17 protein-coding genes are annotated in these 20,483 nt (G+C 34.3%); 1 reads left to right on the forward strand and 16 read right to left on the reverse strand.

Annotation, left to right across the window (positions count from 1 at the left end):
• Position 1: 1 nt before the first annotated feature.
• Positions 2 to 1,246 (reverse strand): ABC transporter permease, encoded by a 1,245-nt coding sequence (locus tag BLP44_RS22615; protein ID WP_091136600.1) that lies wholly within the window; start codon positions 1,244 to 1,246, stop codon positions 2 to 4.
• Positions 1,239 to 1,940 (reverse strand): ABC transporter ATP-binding protein, encoded by a 702-nt coding sequence (locus tag BLP44_RS22620; RefSeq protein WP_008467357.1) that lies wholly within the window; start codon positions 1,938 to 1,940, stop codon positions 1,239 to 1,241. The genes BLP44_RS22615 and BLP44_RS22620 overlap by 8 nt, the downstream gene beginning before the upstream one ends.
• Before the next feature lie 177 nt (positions 1,941 to 2,117).
• Here BLP44_RS22620 and BLP44_RS22625 point away from each other — a divergent pair, with 177 nt between their 5' ends.
• Complete coding sequence (locus BLP44_RS22625; protein WP_091136603.1) at positions 2,118 to 3,524, forward strand: DUF4403 family protein; 1,407 nt, start codon at positions 2,118 to 2,120, stop codon at positions 3,522 to 3,524.
• Between the two features lie 18 nt (positions 3,525 to 3,542).
• Here the strand turns inward: BLP44_RS22625 and BLP44_RS22630 are convergent, their stop codons facing one another.
• The 14 genes from BLP44_RS22630 to ruvA all read right to left on the reverse strand — a co-directional run bounded on the left by BLP44_RS22630 (position 3,543) and on the right by ruvA (position 20,457).
• Positions 3,543 to 3,803 (reverse strand): hypothetical protein, encoded by a 261-nt coding sequence (locus tag BLP44_RS22630; protein WP_008467359.1) that lies wholly within the window; start codon positions 3,801 to 3,803, stop codon positions 3,543 to 3,545.
• A complete protein-coding gene (locus tag BLP44_RS22635) occupies positions 3,793 to 4,335 on the reverse strand; it encodes a DUF420 domain-containing protein (protein ID WP_008467360.1) in 543 nt (180 codons plus the stop codon). The genes BLP44_RS22630 and BLP44_RS22635 overlap by 11 nt, the downstream gene beginning before the upstream one ends.
• A 2-nt stretch (positions 4,336 to 4,337) precedes the next feature.
• Complete coding sequence (locus BLP44_RS22640; protein WP_008467361.1) at positions 4,338 to 5,024, reverse strand: SCO family protein; 687 nt, start codon at positions 5,022 to 5,024, stop codon at positions 4,338 to 4,340.
• 11 nt (positions 5,025 to 5,035) lie between these two features.
• Positions 5,036 to 5,677: a hypothetical protein gene (locus BLP44_RS22645; protein WP_066032785.1), complete on the reverse strand. Its 642-nt coding sequence runs from the start codon at positions 5,675 to 5,677 to the stop codon at positions 5,036 to 5,038.
• Between the two features lie 79 nt (positions 5,678 to 5,756).
• Positions 5,757 to 6,107, reverse strand: a complete 351-nt coding sequence (locus BLP44_RS22650) for a cytochrome C oxidase subunit IV family protein (RefSeq protein ID WP_008467363.1) — start codon at positions 6,105 to 6,107, stop codon at positions 5,757 to 5,759.
• A gap of 18 nt (positions 6,108 to 6,125) precedes the next feature.
• Positions 6,126 to 7,109 (reverse strand): cytochrome c oxidase subunit 3, encoded by a 984-nt coding sequence (locus BLP44_RS22655; RefSeq protein ID WP_066032786.1) that lies wholly within the window; start codon positions 7,107 to 7,109, stop codon positions 6,126 to 6,128.
• 42 nt (positions 7,110 to 7,151) lie between these two features.
• Complete coding sequence (locus tag BLP44_RS22660; RefSeq protein ID WP_008467366.1) at positions 7,152 to 7,739, reverse strand: cytochrome c oxidase subunit 3; 588 nt, start codon at positions 7,737 to 7,739, stop codon at positions 7,152 to 7,154.
• 2 nt (positions 7,740 to 7,741) lie between these two features.
• Complete coding sequence (gene cyoE, locus BLP44_RS22665) at positions 7,742 to 8,644, reverse strand: heme o synthase (protein ID WP_008467367.1); 903 nt, start codon at positions 8,642 to 8,644, stop codon at positions 7,742 to 7,744.
• A gap of 159 nt (positions 8,645 to 8,803) precedes the next feature.
• Positions 8,804 to 10,927, reverse strand: coding sequence for an energy transducer TonB (locus tag BLP44_RS22670; RefSeq protein ID WP_091136606.1), 2,124 nt, complete (start codon positions 10,925 to 10,927; stop codon positions 8,804 to 8,806).
• Between the two features lie 19 nt (positions 10,928 to 10,946).
• Positions 10,947 to 11,690, reverse strand: a complete 744-nt coding sequence (gene deoC / locus BLP44_RS22675) for a deoxyribose-phosphate aldolase (protein ID WP_091136610.1) — start codon at positions 11,688 to 11,690, stop codon at positions 10,947 to 10,949.
• Between the two features lie 114 nt (positions 11,691 to 11,804).
• Entirely contained in the window at positions 11,805 to 12,188 is a 384-nt protein-coding gene (locus BLP44_RS22680; RefSeq protein WP_008467371.1) for a VanZ family protein, read from the reverse strand.
• Complete coding sequence (gene gcvH / locus BLP44_RS22685) at positions 12,181 to 12,561, reverse strand: glycine cleavage system protein GcvH (protein ID WP_008467372.1); 381 nt, start codon at positions 12,559 to 12,561, stop codon at positions 12,181 to 12,183. The genes BLP44_RS22680 and gcvH overlap by 8 nt, the downstream gene beginning before the upstream one ends.
• Positions 12,562 to 12,647: 86 nt before the next feature.
• Entirely contained in the window at positions 12,648 to 19,850 is a 7,203-nt protein-coding gene (gene sov, locus BLP44_RS22690) for a T9SS outer membrane translocon Sov/SprA (RefSeq protein WP_091136613.1), read from the reverse strand.
• Between the two features lie 25 nt (positions 19,851 to 19,875).
• Positions 19,876 to 20,457 (reverse strand): Holliday junction branch migration protein RuvA, encoded by a 582-nt coding sequence (gene ruvA, locus BLP44_RS22695; protein ID WP_008467374.1) that lies wholly within the window; start codon positions 20,455 to 20,457, stop codon positions 19,876 to 19,878.
• Positions 20,458 to 20,483 lie beyond the last annotated feature (26 nt).

Here is a 20,483-nt window from a genome sequence, read left to right on the forward strand (position 1 = left end):
ATTATTCGTCTCTAAGTGCTACAATAGGTTTAATTTTGGCTGCTCTGTAGGCTGGGAAAAATCCTGCCATTGCTCCTGCAAAAACAAGTAATACCAAAGTAGTTAAAGCTACACTAAAATCTACTTCAGGATTTCTGAAATATTCACTCTGAACCATCGGCCCAACAAATTCCAATAATGCAAGACTGGCCAATAGTCCAACAAAACCTGCAATGGTAGTAATAAAGATAGATTCATGCAGAATCATCGTGATAATTGAAAAAGGCGAAGCTCCCAATGCTTTTCTAATTCCAATTTCTTTTGTTCGTTCTTTTACAATAATAAGCATGATATTACTTACTCCAACCACCCCTGCAATGATGGTACAAATACCTACCCACCAGAAAAACAATCTTATATATAAGTTTAAATCATAAAACTGTTTGGCATCTTTAACTGAATTGTAGACTCCTACACCACCATCATCCTCAGGAGCCACAACATTTTTACTCTTTAATAAATCTTTTAAATCTTGTGTAAATTTTTCTGACTGCGCCAAGGCCTCATCATAATCTCGTGTCTTTTTTAAAGTAAAAAACAAATTGCTGATTTTGTCGCCTCCGCCAAATGTTTTCTGGACTGTAGTCAATGGCAGATAAGCACGAGTTTCTTCTCTTTCTCCTCCTGGATCCGTAAAAACTCCCACTACTTTAAAGTTGATATTGTTAATCAGAATTTCTTCCCCTATTGCCTCTTTGTCTTTAAGCAAATCGTTTTTAAGTTTCATTCCAATGACAGCCACTTTTGCATTACTTTCTAAATCCTTAGCATTGATATAGCGACCTTGAACTATGGTTAAATTTTCTATTCCACCATAATCTGGATTTACACCTCTAAACTGGTAACTTCCAGATTCCTTTCCGTAAGCAAAAGCCTGTCCCCAGTAATTATTGGTTGAAGCTCTCAGATCTAATTTATCTTCAAATTTCTGTACCGATTGATTGTAATCGCTATTGCGAAATTGAATCTGTCTTCCTGGATTTAATCCTTTGTATTCTTTAGTTGTTGTTCCAGACCAAACTTCAATAATTCCAGCTGCATCACGCTCAAATTGTTTTTCAATTCCGTTTTGCAAACCTTTACCTGCCCCAAGCAGGATCACCAAAATAAAAATTCCTGAAGCCACAGAAACACCTGTTAAGAATGTTCTTAAACGGTTTTTAGAAATGGCTTCAAATATTTCCTGCCAGCGTTCAATATTAAACATAAGACGAAGCTCTAACTTGTTCTACTTTTTTATCATCGATAATTAATCCATCTTTTAGGACTACATTTCTTTTGCACATTGCTGCAATATCAGGTTCGTGTGTAACAATCAAAATTGTTTTTCCCTCATCATTAATTCCTTGAATAAGTTCCATAACTTCATAAGAGGTTTTAGTATCTAATGCCCCTGTAGGCTCATCGGCAAGCAAAACTTTCGGGTTTGATGCCAATGCTCTTGCAATAGCCACACGCTGTTTTTGACCTCCAGAAAGTTCATTTGGCAAGTGGTGAACGTGAGAACCTAAACCTACTTTTTCCAAATATTTCATTGCAATATCGTAACGTTCTTTTCTTTTAACACCTTGATAGTATAGCGGCATTGCAACGTTGTCTAATGCAGATTTATAATTAATTAAATTAAAAGATTGGAAAACAAAACCTAAAAATTTGTTACGGTATTTTGAAGCAAGGGTTTCATTTAATTTTTTTATTGGAGTTTTATCTAAAATATAACTTCCAGAATCGGCTTCATCCAAAATTCCCAAGATGTTAAGAAGTGTTGATTTACCAGAACCAGACGATCCCATAATCGCAACCAATTCTCCTTCTTCTATATTAAAATTAATGCCTTTTAATACATGTAATTCTGAACTTCCCATCTTATAGGATTTGTGTAAATCTTTAATTTCGATCATGGTATTGTTAAATTTTTTAGACAATAATAACGTTTTTATTAAGTAATTTATGATAATAAAAAGTTAATACTTTTGTTACCTATTTTGTATTAGACTGCATTTTTTTGTTATTGTTACACTTTTTAAATAAAATATGATTGTTTTCGTAATTTTACCTCGTAATAAAAATCATCTTAAATGAAGCTTAGTTCTATTATTTCAATGTTTATAGTACTTGCGGTACTAACGAGCTGTTCATCGGCTCAAAAATTAGAAACATTAAAACCTGAACCAGACGATGCCAGTCCGTTAATTTATGACAGCAATCCTTCTTTTATCAACCTTCCTATAACCATCAAATTAAGCGATATTGAAAATCAGACCAACTCTTTGCTTAACGGTTTAATTTATGAAGACAACAACATCGAAGACGATGATATCGAAATGAAAATCTGGAAACAGGCTCCAATTAAGATTCAAAATGATCCTTCAAATCTTGACAAAAGAATCAGGACCATTTTACCGCTTAAAGCGAATATCAAGTACCGAATTGGCACAAAAAAACTGGGAGTAGAATTGTACGATGTGAGAGAATTTAACTTAAACGGAGTTATAACACTTTCCAGCGAAACGGCTTTAACCAATTGGAAACTGACCACCAAAACAGAGTTTAAATCTCTAGATTGGAACGAAAGTCCAACTATGACCATATTTGGCAAGAACATGCCAATTACGTATTTGATAAATCCTGCGATTTCTATTTTTAAAAGCAAATTGGAAAAGAAAATAGACGAAGCAATTGAAAAATCAATGGATTTTAAACCTAATGTTCTTCAAGCGGTTGAAAAAATCTGCACTCCTTTTCAGATGAGTGACACTTACGAAAGCTGGTTACGAATTGTCCCTATCGAAATATATTCGACAAATGCCAAACTTAAAAACGATTCATTCCTACTTGACATGGGTATGAAATGCAACATGGAAACTATCGTTGGCAAACAGCCAGAATCAAAATATAGCGCTAGTAAAATTGTTCTGAAACCTGTTGCTAAAATTCCAAATCAGATTTCTGCCAATATTGCCGCCATTTCAAGTTATGTAGATGCCTCTAAAATTATGACCAAGAATTTTGCAGGTCAGGAATTTGGTTCTGGCAGTAAAAAAGTGACTGTAAAAAATGTTTCTATCTGGCATAAAGATGGCAAAATGGTAATTGCTCTAGACGTTTTAGGCTCTATCAACGGAACACTTTATCTGAATGGCTTCCCTTCATACAATGCTCAGACAAAAGAAATTTACTTTGAAAAATTAGATTATGTTTTGGACACCAAAAGCAAATTGATGCGTACAGCAAACTGGCTGGCACAAGGATATATTCTTAGAAAAATGGAAGAAAGCTGCCGATATTCTATTCAGCCGAATTTGGATGAAGGCAAAAAAAGCATGGCAAGCTACCTGAAGAATTACTCGCCAATGCCAGGCGTATTTGTTAACGGAAAAATAGAAGATATTCAGTTTGATAAAATTCAGCTAACCAATCAGGCCATTATAGCTTTCATCAAAATAAACGGAACAGTGAATGTCTCAGTTAACGGACTTAAATAAAAAAAAAGCAGTGTAAAATTACACTGCTTTTTTCTTTTTAGAATACATTCGATAAATCAAATATCCTATTATCAATACGAGTAAATATGGAATCACCATTAGGTAAACAATCCCGTCATTTACTGCTTCAGCTTTTTTAATATTAGAATCTCCACCTAACGCAGCACGACACATCGCACATTGAGCATTAACTGAAATTCCAATTAAAAATATACAAATCCCAAGAATGAAACTTTGGAATTTGGAATTTGATTTTTGGATTTTATTTTTAGTGTACATAATAAGGCGAAATCATTAAATAAACAATCACTCCCGTTACTGCCACATATAACCAAAGCGGAAAAGTGATTTTAGCAATTTTTCTATGTCGGTCAAAACGTTGCGCAAGCGCTCTTACATACGTAATTAAAACAAGCGGAATAATGGCAATTGACAGTAAAATATGCGTTATAAGAATAAAGAAATAAATGTAACGCAACGCCCCTTCTCCTCCATACTTTGTAGAATCCGAAGTCATATGATACGCTACATACATAACCAAAAACGCAACCGACAATGCAATTGCAAAAGTCATTAATCTTTCGTGTAATTTTTGGTTTCCCTTTTTAATTGCTAAAACAGCCCAAACCAGTACTACAGCTGTAATACCATTTGTAGTTGCATAAATAGGAGGTAAAAAAGATAGGGGCTCTACATTAACTCCAAAATCTTTTAATTTAACTCCAAACAAAATTGCTACAACAACAGGGATTATTATTGAAACCGCAATAATAAATTTGCTAAATTTTTTCTCTAAAGTATTATCTTCCATTTTTATTCTGCTAATAAAATTTTAATGTCTTCTTGAATATCTCTTACTCCTTTTTTATCTAGACCATCATAATAAATATTCGGATTTCCATATTCATCTTTTCTGCAGCGGATGTTTCCGTCTTTATCAATTAAAGCAAACAAACCAGAATGCTCAAATCCACCGCTTACTTTATCATTTTCTCCTGCATAAAGATTAAAGCCTTTATTAGACAAATCCATAATTACGTTTCTGTCTCCAGTCAAGAAATTCCAATTAGAAGACTTTACTCCAAGTAATTTCGCGTGATCTTTTAAAACCTGTGGCGTATCATGTTTTGGATCGATTGTAATCGAAACAATTCCAAAGTTCGGATTTCCGAAAAAGGTCTTTTCTATCTCCAGCATACTCATATTCATCTTTGGACAAATTGATGGGCAAGTTGTGAAGAAGAATTCCAAAACATATACTTTTCCTTTATAGGTTTCATTTGAAACTTTAACATTATCTTGGTTTGTCAATTCGAATTTTGGCGCTGGGCCAATTGTCAAAAGTTTAGCTTCTTTGGAAGATTTTGCTCCAACATTATCCAAACGGTTTCCTTTTACTACGTCCCCGTTTTTAATTCTATCAACAATTTTAGGTACGGCGTAAATCCCAAAAATCAGAATGACAAAAGAGATCCCAATATATGATTTGTTTTTAAACATTATAAATGATATTAAAGTTGCTTTGTAGCGTTATGATTCTTCTTTAAAGCGGCGCGGTATTCATAAAGGATAATCTTAAAGTCATCCAGCATTTCATTGCTTAACTCAGACGGATGAAAAGTATCGTAGCCTTCTTTGTATTCTTTGGGGTCTTTTCTTCCTCTTAGATTACGTTCTTTATCGATAATATAAACATTGGAAGTTCCAAGATTCTCATTCAGTTTTTCTTTTAAATGTAATCCGTCATAAAATTTCTGAATATCTTCTTTTGAAGCAAAAACAAAGTTCCAGTTTTTAACATCTGTAAAAGGAGACAAAGCATCAACAATTTTTTGAGCTTCCGCTTCAGTTCCAGTTGGACACAGCACTACAAACTGAAGATCTTCAAAACCATTATAACGTTTGTAGATTTTTTCGTTTAAGTTGAAATAATTACCTCTATTTTCAAGAATGTTTGTACCAGAAAAACCTAATACAGTAATTTTTTTATCAAGGGAGATTTTTTTTCCGTTTAATGAATTCCAATTTCCAAAATCAGCCACTTTAGGTGTTATTACAGGAAGTGTCGTAAAACTATTTACGCCAGAAGCAAAAAATAAATACGCTACAATTGGCAATACAAAAAGTACAAAGAGAACTATATTTTTTTTCATTGTATTAACGGAGAATTATTGAGGTACAAAAATAAAAAAATCCCGATGTTATCGGGACTCTTTTCGAATTAATATCATGTTAAAAATTCCATTTAATAGTAGAATCTTTAAAAACCCCATAAATATAATGTCCTTCTGTTAACAGAATAAACAATAAATATAAAACTAGGAAGATAACAGGAGAAACTACAGACCATCTAAGGCTGCTTTTTTCACCTTCCATGTGCATAAATGCCCATACAATATAATATGCTTTGAAAATTGTAAGGATATAGAAAATCCAGTTTAACAAATTCAAACCAATAAAATGAGTAAATTCTAATGATGCAGGTTTGTAGATACCTAAGATAACTTCAATTGTAGTTACTACTGAAAGCAATCCGAAAACAAACCAGATTCTTTTTGTATTTGATACGTGCTCGTGTGACATAATAATTAAATTCTAAAATTAAACTAGGTAGAAAACTGTAAATACAAATACCCAAACTAAATCTACGAAGTGCCAGTATAATCCAACTTTTTCTACCATCTCGTAGCTTCTTCTCTTCTCGTAAGTACCTAATAATACATTAAAGAAAATAATGATATTGATGATAACTCCAGAGAATACGTGGAATCCGTGGAAACCTGTAATAAAGAAGAAGAAATCAGCAAATAATTTATTACCGTACTCGTTTCTAATCAAGTTAGCACCTTCTACTACATATTTAGCACTAGCTAAATGTTTTTCAGATTCTTCTCTTGATAAGATTGTCTTTTTCTTTTTATCTGTAAGTTTTTCTGTTCTAATTAAAATTTCAGGATGAGCTTTAAAACCAGCCTGAACTTCAGCAACTGTGTAAGTAGGAAGAGTCTGAGCATCTTCCATAAACCAAGTCGATTTGCTTCTTGTCAAAGCTTCTCTTTGCTCTGGCAATTTAACAGCAAAATCAGCTAAAGCTACTCTTTTACCATCTTTATCCACAAATTGAAGTAAACTTCCTCCAACTGTTTCAACTGCTCCATATTCTCCTTTAATGAAGTTTTTCCATTCCCAAGCTTGAGAACCAACGAAAATTAAACCTCCAATAATAGTTAAGAACATATAGATTGCAACTTTTGTCTTTTTCAATTGGTGTCCTGCATCAACAGCTAATACCATTGTCACAGAAGAAAAGATCAAAATAAAAGTCATTAAAGCTACATAATACATTGGAGCCGCAACACCATGCATAAATGGGAAGTGAGTAAACACTTCATCAGCCAAAGGCCAAGTTTCGATAAATTTAAATCTAGAAAAACCATAAGCTCCTAGAAATCCAGAGAATGTTAAGGCATCTGATACGATAAAAAACCACATCATCATTTTACCATAACTTGCTCCTAAAGGCTCATTGTGACCGCCTCCCCAAGTTTTTTCGTCGTTGTTTGCAGTAGTAACTGTCGCTCCCATAAAAGATATTCGTTAAAAAGTTCCCAAATTTACGTTTTTTTCTTATTTAAAGAAATATAAAAATAAAAATAAATATACCCATAATAAATCCAAAAAGTGCCAATACATCGCACCTAGCTCTATCCCAAGAGTTTGAGTCGAATTGTATTTTTGTTTAAAATGATTATAAATTATAATTAAAAGTGAAATTAATCCGCCAGCCAAGTGCAACAAGTGTGTAACTGTCACCACATAAAGGAAAGTTGTAGTAATCGAACTACCTTCTCCTGTAAAGTAATACCCTTCAGCAACGATTTGTCCAAATCCTTTGAATTGCAATACCACAAATAAAACCCCTAAAGCTAAAGTTCCAAGAAGCAATCCTGTAACTGCGCTTCTATTGTCTTTCTGAATAGCTTTTTTTGCCAAGTGAAAAGTAACGCTACAAGCAATAATTACTGCTGTACTCCAATAGAAAGCAGAAGGAAGTTCAAAATTTTTCAACCAGTCTGCTCTTGATTTACTTACTACAAATGCGCTTGTCAAACCAGCAAACATCATGGTCATACTAACCATTGCGAAAAGCAGAATCAGTTTTGCTGATTTTGATTTTCTTACTTGTTCTTCATTTGTTTTTAATGTCATTTCCATAACTATCTTAAAAATTTATCTACTATAAATACAATCTGCAGAAGTGAGATGTAAGAAACACTCACCAGCATTAATGTTCTCGCAGCTTTTGGAGTTCTCAGCTTATACAAACGAACTGCATAAAAAAGCATCCAAATCCCCAACAGAAACACTAAAACCGCTGCAATTGGAGAAATAAACAATTGTCCCGTAAAACCTAATACTGGTAATAACGAAGCTATAATAAGCCAAATTGTATACAATATGATTTGCAATGCTGTCCCTTTATCTTTTTTACCTGTCGGAAGCATAAAAATTCCTGCTTTCTCATAGTCTTCATATAAAAACCATCCGATAGACCAAAAGTGTGGAAACTGCCAAAAAAATTGAATTAAAAATAAAGTTCCTGCCTCAATACCAAATTCGCCTGTCGCCGCTACCCATCCCAACATGAACGGAATCGCACCAGGAAAAGCTCCAACAAAAACAGATAACGAAGTTACTGTTTTTAATGGCGTATAAACACTTGTGTATAAGAATATAGAAATCGCAGCAAACATTGCCGACTTTGCGTTTATCGTATAAAGAAGCGCAATTCCAACAATAGTAAGCAGGCTCGCCACTAACAAAGCCACTTTAGGAGACATACGCCCTGAAGGAACGGGACGATTTTTAGTACGATCCATTAAAGAATCGATATCTTTTTCTATTACTTGATTGAAAGCGTTTGAAGCTCCCACCATACAGTAGCCGCCAACTGCCAAAACAGCCAAAACACTCCATTTAAAAGGATGATCAGCATCTACTCCCAATAAATATCCAGCAATAGAAGAGAACAAAACACTAATAGCCAAACCCGCTTTAGTAATCTCCTTAAAATCTAGAAATATTGATTTGATTGATAATGTATTTTTTGCAGCGTTCAATACCGTTGTATTTTGTGTATTTTTTTTGAGTGGTGCAAATGTACAAATTAGATTGTAGAATATTAACCTATAAAAATAGATTTTTTTCAATAAAACCTTTACAAATTAAGATCTCAGCATTCTTTAACACTATTATTTCGAAAAATCTTATTAAAAAGACTAGTAATCGAAATACCAGTTAAAAATATCTGAACGTAAACCAATACTAAACCAAGTGGTACTTTGTTTAAAAGTTGTCGCTGTTTCTTGAGTCGGGTCAAAATTTCTGTAGATTAAACTTCCAAACAATTTCAAATTTGTCATTGGGTTAATTAAATATCCTCCTTGAATATCAGCAATAAAAACATTAGTTTTATTTCCTTGTCCAATTTTGACACCTGTATCATAAGGACGTTTTACATCGTAGCTTTTATAAATATTTCCGCCATAGTTATAAGAGTCTGTAGTGGTATCAAAATCTAAGCCTCTTGTGCCAACAGTCAGTTTGGCATCGGCAAGCCAGCGCCCTTTATGATATCTTGCAATTGCAATAAGTTCTTTAAAATTACCTCCCCATTGGTGTCCAACACTCTGATTGTTGTGTCCGTAATTTGTAATAACGGCACTGTGCGAGTATACATAAGGACGCACTCGGTTATACTCAACCTGCACTAACAAATCTTTTACATTAAATGCATTAAAGTATTTTGCTCCAAACTGAAATCCAAATTTGTTTTTCCAGCTTTGATTTCCTGCCCCAACATCAGAAACAGAAAACTCGTCAATCAAAAACTGCGAATACAGATTTATACTATTATTCCATTTGTATTTACCTGTAATTCCTAAAAGCGCGTTTCCACTTTTAGATGAAGAACCAAATTCTACCGCTCTGTAGAAGATAATCGGATTCACAAAATTAGCATCAAAACCTCTGTTATTAGTATTTGTCCAAACTACAGATTCAAAAAAACCTAAGTTTACTCTATTCGAAACATTCCAGCTCAAATAGTGATTGGCCATGAATTTTGTTGCGTAAGTCTTTTCGGCCGTTACTTCTGGACGAACATCTTTCATCCACATATACGTATTGGTGTATTTGATTTTCCAGAATTTGGTATTCAGTTTAAAATATGGATACGGACTTGTTCCATCGCTTTCTAACAAAGAACGATAACCGTCACCAATAAAATTTCTTCCGTAACCCAATTGAAAATCAAATATTTTTCCTGGTGCGAAAGTAATATTCGCTTCCGCTAAAGGAAAATCGTAAGCATCTGTTTTGAATCTTTTTGCAATTCCAACTCCTGGAATGATCGCTGGATTTCCTCCTGATGGCTTAATAGATTCAGCATAATCATTAAAATACCCTGCAAATCTTCCTTGGCTTTCAAAAAATGTAGTAGTAAAGTTGATTTGTTTTCCTAAACCTCCTCTAAAATTAAGAGCTCTGGTATTTACGTAAGTGTAAGAAGCGTCCAAATCTGAAGCTTTACCCATTTGTAAGTCTACAATCGGATTTAAGGCAAACCAATAGTCTTCTCCCTGAATCTGCACTAAATTTTCATTCCACCATTTTCTTCCTAACCAAGTCGATGTCTTTTTCTGCAACGATTCATTCACTGCTCTCAAATTATAATACTTTGAAACCTCAGCATACGTATATGGCTTAGAAGCTGTATGGTTATTGCTTCCAACTTGATTCATCTCTGCATCAAACTGAGCATAATAACTATGCGAAAAAGGAATATTTAAATGACTTTCAAATTCTGGATTATTGTATTTTTTGTATACAATACTATCCAATTCTGTCATTGGTTTTTCGGCTGGTTTTAAAATTTCTGCCGCCGCCTGAGCTTCTGCTTCAAGCTGTGCCGCACTTTTTAGCGGAATATCGATAGAAATTGTATATTTAGAATACGTTGGTTTTCCGTTGTAAGTTGAAGGTTTTATTTTTGGAAATGTCCCAAAAACCCTTTTAGCTTCTTCAGACAATTCTTCTGTTTCTGCAGAGACATAAATTACTTTAAATTCTCCTTCTGCATTTACTTCAAAAAGTAATTTTACTGCCCCTTTATAATTGCTCTGTTTTAATTTTTCTGGCACTTGAAAATTGTTAAAAACAAAATCTTGAACTTCTTTATAAAAACAGATTTCTAATTTTTTACTATCTAAATTTTCGCAGTTAGGAAAAACTGGAAACATTTCTGCCGTAAAACCAGGTTGAACCGAAGAATTACCATTTTGCTGAGAAAAAACAATAGAGAATGAAAAAATTAAGACAAGGGACAAAAAAAACTTATTCACTTAAAATTGGGGTATTTATTTAATATTGATTTGGGGAAATTTCTCCGTTGGCAATTGCTTTCGCAGCCGAAGTACCGATACGTTTTACTCCTAAACGAATCATCTCAGCCGCTTCTTCAAACGAACGGACTCCGCCGGCAGCTTTTATTGAAAGCGGCGAAGCATTTTCGAGCATCATAATTATGGCTGGAACCGTTGCTCCATTCGGAAGGTCATTTTCTGTTTTGTAAAAACCAGTAGAAGATTTTACAAAAACCGATTCAAAATCATCTTCTTTAAAATTAGATACTACAACATGTTTTATTAAAGCAGATAACTGAATAATTTCTTTATCTGTTAAGGCTGCAACTTCAATAATCCATTTTACTGTTTTATCGTTTGCCAGTCCAATTTGTGTTCCGATCAGGATTTCTTTTTTTACTAAATCGAGATCGCCATTTTTGAATGCTTCGTAATTACATACAAAATCTAAATCATCTGCTCCGTTAGCAATGGCTTCATTTGCTTCTTTAATCTTCTCTTCTAGGCTTGACTTTCCTTCAGGAAAATCGATTACGGTTCCAACTAACAAAACAGAATTGGCTTCTACAATCATTTCTTTTGCCATTGCCACATATTCCGGGCGAATCATAATCAGCTTGAAACCTTCTTGAATTGCTTCGGCAATTGCATTTTTGACCACAATAGTATTTTCTGCTTCCGAAAGACCAGCTTGCGATGCAGTTTTTAAATACGTAGAGTCCAAATATTGCTTTACATTCATTATGATTAAAGTTGCAGGAAATCAGCACAAAAGTACATTTTATATTGAAAAAACATAGCTTTTTAACTGCTTGATTTTCTTGTAATAAAAAACCCACCGAAGTGGGTTTTATAATTATATTTTATCGATTTGCTTTTTAAATCCTATTGCAGAGAAAACTGCCACAACTGCTCCAAGCGCATTTGCCAAAACATCTGTAACATCTGAAGCTCTTGTAACTGTAAGAGCACTTTGGAGAATTTCGATTGTGATTCCAAAAAAGACAGAAAATATAAAAGAAATCAAATACGCTTTATAATCGTCTGCATCTTTTCCTTTTAATTCTTTTTTGAAAAATAAAATCCATGAAATTGTAAATCCAAAATGAAAACAGAAATGGACAATTTTATCAATACTTGGAAAATTAACCGCTGGTATATTACTAGAATCTGTAAGACAAAAATAAGTAATGATTCCAGAGCAGATAATTGCCCAAATTAATAAGAGTTGTTTAGGCACCGATTAAATTTTTATAAGCTTCATCAGACAATAAAGAATCTATTTCTGATGCATCAGCAATTTTTATTTTAATCATCCATCCAGCTCCGTAAGGATCTGAGTTTACTGTCTCAGGAGCACTTTCTAAATCGTCATTAAAAGCAATGATTTCACCTGTTAATGGCAAGAATAAATCAGAAACTGTTTTTACAGCCTCAACAGTTCCAAAAACCTCATCTTTTGAAAGTGTCTGATCTAAAGTTTCTACTTCAACATACACGATATCTCCTAACTCTTTTTGTGCAAAATGAGTGATTCCCACTGTTGCAACATCACCTTCGATGCTAACCCATTCGTGATCTTTTGTGTACTTTAAATTTGCTGGTATGCTCATAATAGTTGTGTTTGAAAATTGATTGTTTAAAATTTAAGCCACAAATGTAATAATCTTCTAATAAAATCTAGTTTAGAAACTCAAATTTAATTTCCGAAATTATAACGAAGTGTGAAACCTGATCTGATATTCGTTAAAGGGAAAGAAGTCGAAATAACTGCTTTCGAAAACGAATGGTCATAATAGAATATTGCTGTTAAGTTTTTACTGAATGCATAATCTGCCGTCAATTTCAACGTCCAGATATTCTGTCCTGCTGCCAGCTGATTATTATCGTAATCTAAATAGCGAACCAAAGTTTCGTTATTTCTATATGAAAAATCAGCTTTAATATTGATATCGCTCTTAATAATTCCAGTTGGATTATCTGCCAATCTTGATGAAATGATTACATCTTTAAAACGGTATCCTACTCCTACAACGTATTCTACTCCTCTTACTTCGGTCAATAAATTATTGTCAAAACTCATAGACAAAGCACGGTCTTTTTTAACTTCTGTCAATAATCGGAATGAATTCTTCAACTCAAAATCAACTCTAAGAAGTGGACTAAACTGTTCCACTAAGTTGACATTAGACATTATGGTTTTATTGAAGAAGTTCGTATTTACATCTTGGCCCGTTGGATTTTCATAATAATCAAAATTAGATCTAAACTGGCTAATCGTATATGATGCTCTATAATTATGCTGTAAAGAAAAACGTCTAAAATGATCTTTGAAATATTTATAGCGCATTAATCCATTATACTTCACATTCCAGTTCGGAATAGGGAAACTTCTAAAAATACCTGTTGAGCTCTTAGAAGCGTCTGCTCCAGTATAAGCCGCCATAAACGAAGGCAATAAGACAGCCTGATTACTTTTTGAGAAACCAATAGGATATCCTTCATTGGCAACATATATTTTATAATTAGGATCTGTTTCAGCTGGAATTGGATTATTTGCATCTCCATATCTAGGAATTTCTCCACCACCATAATGCTGCTCTGCCAAACGATTTGCAATAACCAAACGGTTGCTTCTAAAATCATCAAATGCAGACGATTCCGTTTCTGTACTTGTTGAAAAAGCCGTTTTAATTAATACGGTCGAAATAGAAAACATTCCGTACGTATATGGAGACAACGGCAAATATTCATTTGTTGCAGGATCTACACTATATTGTTCTGATGAATTTTCAGAATAAGCACGATCCATGGCCAAATCAATTTTTAAATCTGGCAGTAAATCTACGTTCGCTGTTACTTTCAAAAGCTTGTTGCTTACTTGCGTAAAGTTTTGGTTGAAATTCTGATAACTTGTCAGCCATCCATTTTTAGCCGCTTCAAAACGCACATCATCTTGGCTACCGAAAACGAATCCTAAAGAAGGTTTAGATGTACCAAAGAAACCTACACCAGGAATGTAACCTGGTAAAACTGTTCCGCTGTTTTTGGTATAGTTAATCTGAACGTTTTTAATACTTGTCAACACTCCTATCAAACCATCATAAAACGGGTTACTGCTTGTAACTGGTTTAGCCGTGTTTACAATTTTCTCACCTGGCTTTGGCGGCGCAGCAGGTTTTGCTTTTGCTGGTTTTGAACCTGGTGTTAGACCTAAATATTTATACAGCGTATTCATATTTAATGTCGTAGAGAAAGTGTTCGAATTTGCATTTTGAACTGTATTTCCTAAGTCCCAAGACACTCCATTTTCGTCAACATATTGCGAAAGCGCAGTTGATGATCTCTGCCAGTTATAATCGGCTGTATAAGAATAAGTCGCTTTTACAAAACTAAATATTGGAATTTTATTAATTGGAATATCATAATTCAAAACCAATTGCTGTAAATGCTGATTTGGTATACCAATGTCAAAATAATCATCCCAGATATTAAAATCTTCTTTTGGAGTATTATCGTCGTTCAAGAAGTTTCTAACAATATTGTTTGATGCTGCTGTATAGTTCAGTTTTAATGATTTTGTCAAATTAAATCCAAATCCATATTGGTAATTAAATGCAAAATTTCTTCTATAAAGCGGATCAAGTCCGATGCCCTGAACGTCTTCAACTTGTCTATATTGCTGACGGTTGCTTTGTCTTAAAATATTAGTATTAAACGAGATATTTGAAGGAAGATAATTAAAGTTAAAGTCACTCAGCATTTTCCAATAATCACTTTTTTTCATGAACTGGGTTTGCTTAAACGGCACCACCTCCTTTGGTTGGAAAGTATAAGCATAGTTTACAGCTGTATTAGATTGTTCGTCATTGTAATTTTCAACTTCATAATCATGTCTTTCTACCTGATTGTACGATTGAGAAAAAGTAAAGTTTTCTACATCATAAACATGCGGTTTTTTCTCTGGCGCTCTATCTTTTCGTACTCCAATAAAATTGATGCTTTTACGCTTAGTGTAATCAACTGCACGTGTTCTAATATTTTCTTTTTCTGCTGGATCTGTAGTTTCTTTAATCAATTGATCTAACTTGATATCCTGATTAAATGGATCGTATTCTGGCGTAATAACTTCTTCTCCAATTGCATAATTGAACGGAAGATTAATACCCCATTTTGGAGGCAGCAATTTTCCTAAATTTATATTGGTTACAATGTTATACTGCTGAATATCTTCACGGTCTCTTTCGTTTGCCCCCTGTTCCAAAGAACCAAAACCAATCGTGCTCTTTTTACCAGACGCAGACAATGTCATTAAGTCGGCCATATTGGTGTCTACATTCAATAATGCAGCCATACCACCCTTGTTTTCTAAGTCTGACATACGAAGTTCGTTAAACCAAACTTCTCCCATAATATCTTTATGATTAGCCGCACTTTTTACTCCGACCATCAAATTTCGAACTAAACCAAAGTTTGGATTTCCTTTAATACCCAATGTTAATTTACCGTCTTGGTCACCGCCTTCAACATCGGGATCTCGATCTGGATAATAAATACCATTTATATCTCTTTTTGGCGAATTGATATCGATATTCATTCCTAAAATCTTCATTCTTGTCAATAAAGACAAAGCTAAATCAATATTATTTTCTTCTAGCCAAACCTGATCTGCACTGATGGTACAAGATCCGCCTGTTCTTGTTACTTTTAATGGAATCTCTACCTGATAAAAGTTTTGCGTAAAGTCGTTACCAAAACGAATAAATCCGATCATTTCATCATCTAAAAGCTGAGTTTCATTTGGAAGCGATTCTGCGTGAAGGAACATTTTCAGCTTTTTGTACTGACGCATATCAACACTTACATTCTTGAAAACCGCTCTAGAATCTTGATATTCTAATCCTGTACCTCCAATTCTAACTGCTAACGACTGCTCATTTTGATTAATGATTGTATTGTTATTGTACAATTGCTCTCTTTGAACTCCCGGCGGAATAACATAGTTTACAGGACATTTTGTACCGTTTTCTTGAATATTTACAGCCGCAACATCAAATTGGGTTCCATCATCATCAGGATTAGTGTCGTTTGCATCTAACGTCCCTGTGTATTTTCTCCATTCTCCTCTAACTAGATCTAAAGCTCCAAAACGAACTGTCATTTGATCATTAAATCCAGTCATAAACATACGCATGAAACGAATCGATCTAAAGTCTGTAATATTTCCGATGGTATTTTGAGGTTTAGAAACTGGAATTTTAAATTGAATCCATCTTGCATTGGTTGAACCTCCATTCGGAAGCTCTACGTTTTGAACGTCTCTAATATCTGTAATGTAATTTTCTCCAACCTGCATTCCCGGTCTCATATCAATACTGTATTCATAATACGCATTGATTGTACTCATGGTATTGTCACGATTAATATCTTCAACATCTGGAAGAGTTGTCGAACCACGGTTCGGATCATCAACACTTACTGCAGAGTTTCCTTCTGTTCCGTTGTATCTTTTATATCGCTGTAAAACGCCTCCTTCTGTATTTAAGAAGTATTTATAGTTATCCGCCGCAGGATCTTCTTCTCCTGCATAGTTGGTATAAATCGATGCTTCTTTTGCATCTGGCAAACCGTCTAAACCGACATCTTGATTCTTACGATTGTCTGGATTGGTATCAAATGCATAAATCAGGGATTGAGATGCTGGCACGTCTCCCCAAATTGGCTGAGGGTTTACCATAATTTGATCTGGTCCTAAACCATTTTCGTATTGTTTTCTTCCGTCTTTTAAAACGTCTTCGGAAACTTCACCTAAATTGAAATAGATTTTTCCGTTGTTAGTTGGCAATGCTTGTCCAGTACCAACATAAGGATCAAGAACCCAAAACTGAATATATTCAACATTCCCCTGCTCAAAGTTAGTAGAGTTTAGCGCACGCATAATTCCACCAAAATTGGCAGATGGATTGCCTAAAGCAAAATCAGGGTTGTTATTATATGGTCCTCTATCTGATGGATAATAGGTTAAATCCAAAGTATTAATCACCTGAATCTGTCCTTGTGCAATATCTGTATTTGGATAAAGCTCTTTACTATAAATTCTTCTAGTTGTATTTAAAGATAAATCATCATTTGAAATTCCAGATGGTTTTGAAGTATAAAAAATCGGGTCAATACTATACCAAGACAACTTAGCACGTTTGTAACCGTACTCTAGTGTATTTGAATTAGCGTTAAAAGTGTTATCGTTAGCCGAATTAATAAATGGCGTCGAAGCCAGACTCCAAGCATAAGCAGATCTCATATCGATCGTAGTCTGAGTTCCTTCAAAATCATCAATATAAATAGTAGCCTCGCCTTCGAAATCACTTGCTTTTGGAGCGTCTGGCTTCAAAAATGCAATTTCCCCACGAATTGAAAGATGAGAAGGAACATCCGTATCTATATTTGGCAATTTATTGGCTAATCTTGTTAAAAAAGGAACTTCTGTTGAGTAATTTCCATTAAAACCAAAAATGGTATTATTTACAGATTCTTGTCCGTAGCTTGATTTTTGAGTAAAAGGACGCTCTGTCATTTTTAAGAAAGTACCTCCAACAACAAACTTTTCAGAGATTTTATGTTCAATATTGAATCCCATGAATCGTCTTGTCTGTTGTCCAAAAATTGAATTGTTCTCTAACGAAACCTCAATTGGAGTATTAGAAGCTTGAAGTGACGGATCTAATATCTGTACTCTTCCTAATTGATAATCGACACTATAATCTATACCTTCTACCAAAACTCGTCCTGCAGCTGTTACAACCACAGATCCTTGAGGCACGTTGAAGGCGCCAATAGGAATTCCATTACTTCCAGAAGATTTATACTTACCTCTTAATAAGAATTTGTTTTTATCGCTATCCTGCAAAGCCCCCGCCTGAGTGTTTCGATACATATTTCTAAACACATACTTTCTCTGGTTTGGGTTGTATGTACTTGGATCATTATAATTTTCACCAGTTCCTGTGTTTAATTTTCTAAATAAAAGTTCTCCAAAAGGTTCTTTTGTCGTAAAAATAATTCGTGCGTTCTGTACATCTACAGTTACTCCTGGCACATAATCAAAGAATCCGTCTCCTCCGGTCTGCGGGTCATTATTGTAATTTAAACGGTCAAGATTAAAAACATTCAATAATGGCGTTTGATCTAATTTATCATCTGGTGCAGGATTTGGAGGGAAAGAGCTTCCTTGAACTGGCGTAATATAATTGATTGGAGATGGATCTGTATAAAGAATATTAAGTCTGAAATCTTCTTGTTTGATTTGGTAGGCTTGCGGAATTTGATAGACGTTTTTCATCATCAAGTTCCAAACCGGATTCTGTACGTTTGTCAAACTACTTTTCAGCATTTTCAAAACCAAACTCTGTGTTATAATAGCTTGATTTCCATTATTATTTCCTGTAACTACCGTTCCATCGACACCATCACTACCAAATTCCCCAACTTGGTACACTTTTCCTCCAACCGTATATTCAAATGCAACTGCCAAAATCTCATCATTAGCCAAGCGTTGCTGTAAAGAGATATAACCCAATTGTGGATTAAAAGTATATTCTTGCGTCGTTAATTTTCTAGCATTTTCTAGAACAGAATAATCTGTGCCTTCATTTGTATTCGCATTATTAAATCCAGATTTTGCGGTTACAATTTCTCTAATGTTAGAATTTAAATAGCTTCCCGGTTTTCCAATTGCTGCAGGATCGTATTTATTATTGGTATTGTCTGTTGGAGAATCTATAGGGTTATTAAAGAAACCTGTTGGATCTGTAATTACAACCACTTCGTCATCTGGAACTCCAGAAACCTGGCCTTCTCCTAAATCCTGAAGTGCAATAATATTTCTTAAGTTGTTATTTCCTGTTGTGATTCTGTTTTGCTTATTGGTTACCCAAACTTCAATCCTTGTAACTTGAACGCGGCTGTCGATTAATGGATAATTTTTTAGCGAAGCATCATACTTATTTCTAAAGTATTGTGATAAGAAGAAATGTCGGTCATTATCATAATCTAAAGCAAATAAATCAAAGTTTTGCACGGTTCCGCCACCTTCTGCGACTATACTTTTGGTTTGAGACTTTTGTTCTGAGAAAACTCCAGTAACAGTTGTCTTACCAAATTGCAGCTGTGCTTTGACCCCAAATAAACTTTGCGCACCTCGAATAAGTGTACTGTTTAAAGGCATGCTGACGTTACCTACCTCAACTTTCTGAACAATGTCGTCTTCTGAAGGCGTATACGCCAGTTTAAATAAGTTCTGAAAAGCAAACGTTGATTGTGTATCGTAGTTGGCATTTACTTCAAGACGAGTTCCAATTTTACCCATCAAACTCATACTGATCCTTTGATCAAAATCAAAAGTGAGTGAAGATCTGTTTCTTGGCGAAAATGAAGGATTATCTTGTTTGGTATATCGCAAACCCAAGTCCATTTCCACCGATCCTGTGGGTTTTACATCTATAGTATTACTCCCAAAAATACTTTCGAACAAACTCGAATTGATATAATATCTTGGCAATAAATCTTTTTTGGCAGCTTCGGCACCAGCTTTTTTGCCATCAATGGCATCTGATTTTTTTCTAAAATAATTTCGTCTAGATTCTTTTAGAACTAAATCTTCGTATTCTTTTGGCGTTAAAATTAAAGGGTAATTGATAGAAAAACCATCTACAGAAGTGGTGTAAATATAGCGATCTGTAATAGGATCGTACTTATATGCCGAAAGTACACTTGGAGGATCTTCTAGATCTATCTTACCTACTGAAAACTGAGTTTTAGTTGTATCTTGAGTTACCGGTGTAACCTGTGCACGCAAAACATTACCGCAGAGCAATACCAGCAACAAAATACAAATTTTACGCATAGAATTCTTTTATATAAAATGAAAATTATAAGCTTTTTAAAGCCTTTTTGATAATTGTTTCAGCAGTAGCTTCAGGATCTTCTTTTACGATTCTTTCTACCACTTTTTCAGAAGCTTTTCGCACAAAACCTAGAACTTCTAGAGCAGATAACGCTTCATCTCGATTTCTATTGTTTTGAACAGCAAAAACTTCATCTATATCATACAATTTAACAACTTTTTCCTTTAAATCAAGTATAACCCTTTGTGCTGTTTTGTTTCCAATCCCTTTGATAGACTGAATTATACCTACATCTCCAGATGCAATGGCATTTATAATTTGCTTTGGCTCTATAGACGAAAGCATTGTTCTTGCGATTCCAGCTCCGATTCCTGAAACAGAAATCAGCATCCTGAAAATTTCACGCTCGGTTTTTTCGGCAAAACCATATAAAGTATGCGCATCTTCCTTAATTTGAAGATGCGTATACAATTTTATATTTTCAGAATTTGGAATTAAAGAGAAGGTATGCAGCGATATATTCACCTGATAACCAACTCCTCCACAATCAATTACAACCTCTGTAGGATTCTTTTCTACTAATCTCCCCTGCAAATGTGCTATCATAAATATAGTTTATTAGTATCAAATAT

It is taken from the genome of Flavobacterium anhuiense (assembly GCF_900101855.1).
GTDB classification, from domain to species: Bacteria; Bacteroidota; Bacteroidia; order Flavobacteriales; family Flavobacteriaceae; genus Flavobacterium; species Flavobacterium anhuiense.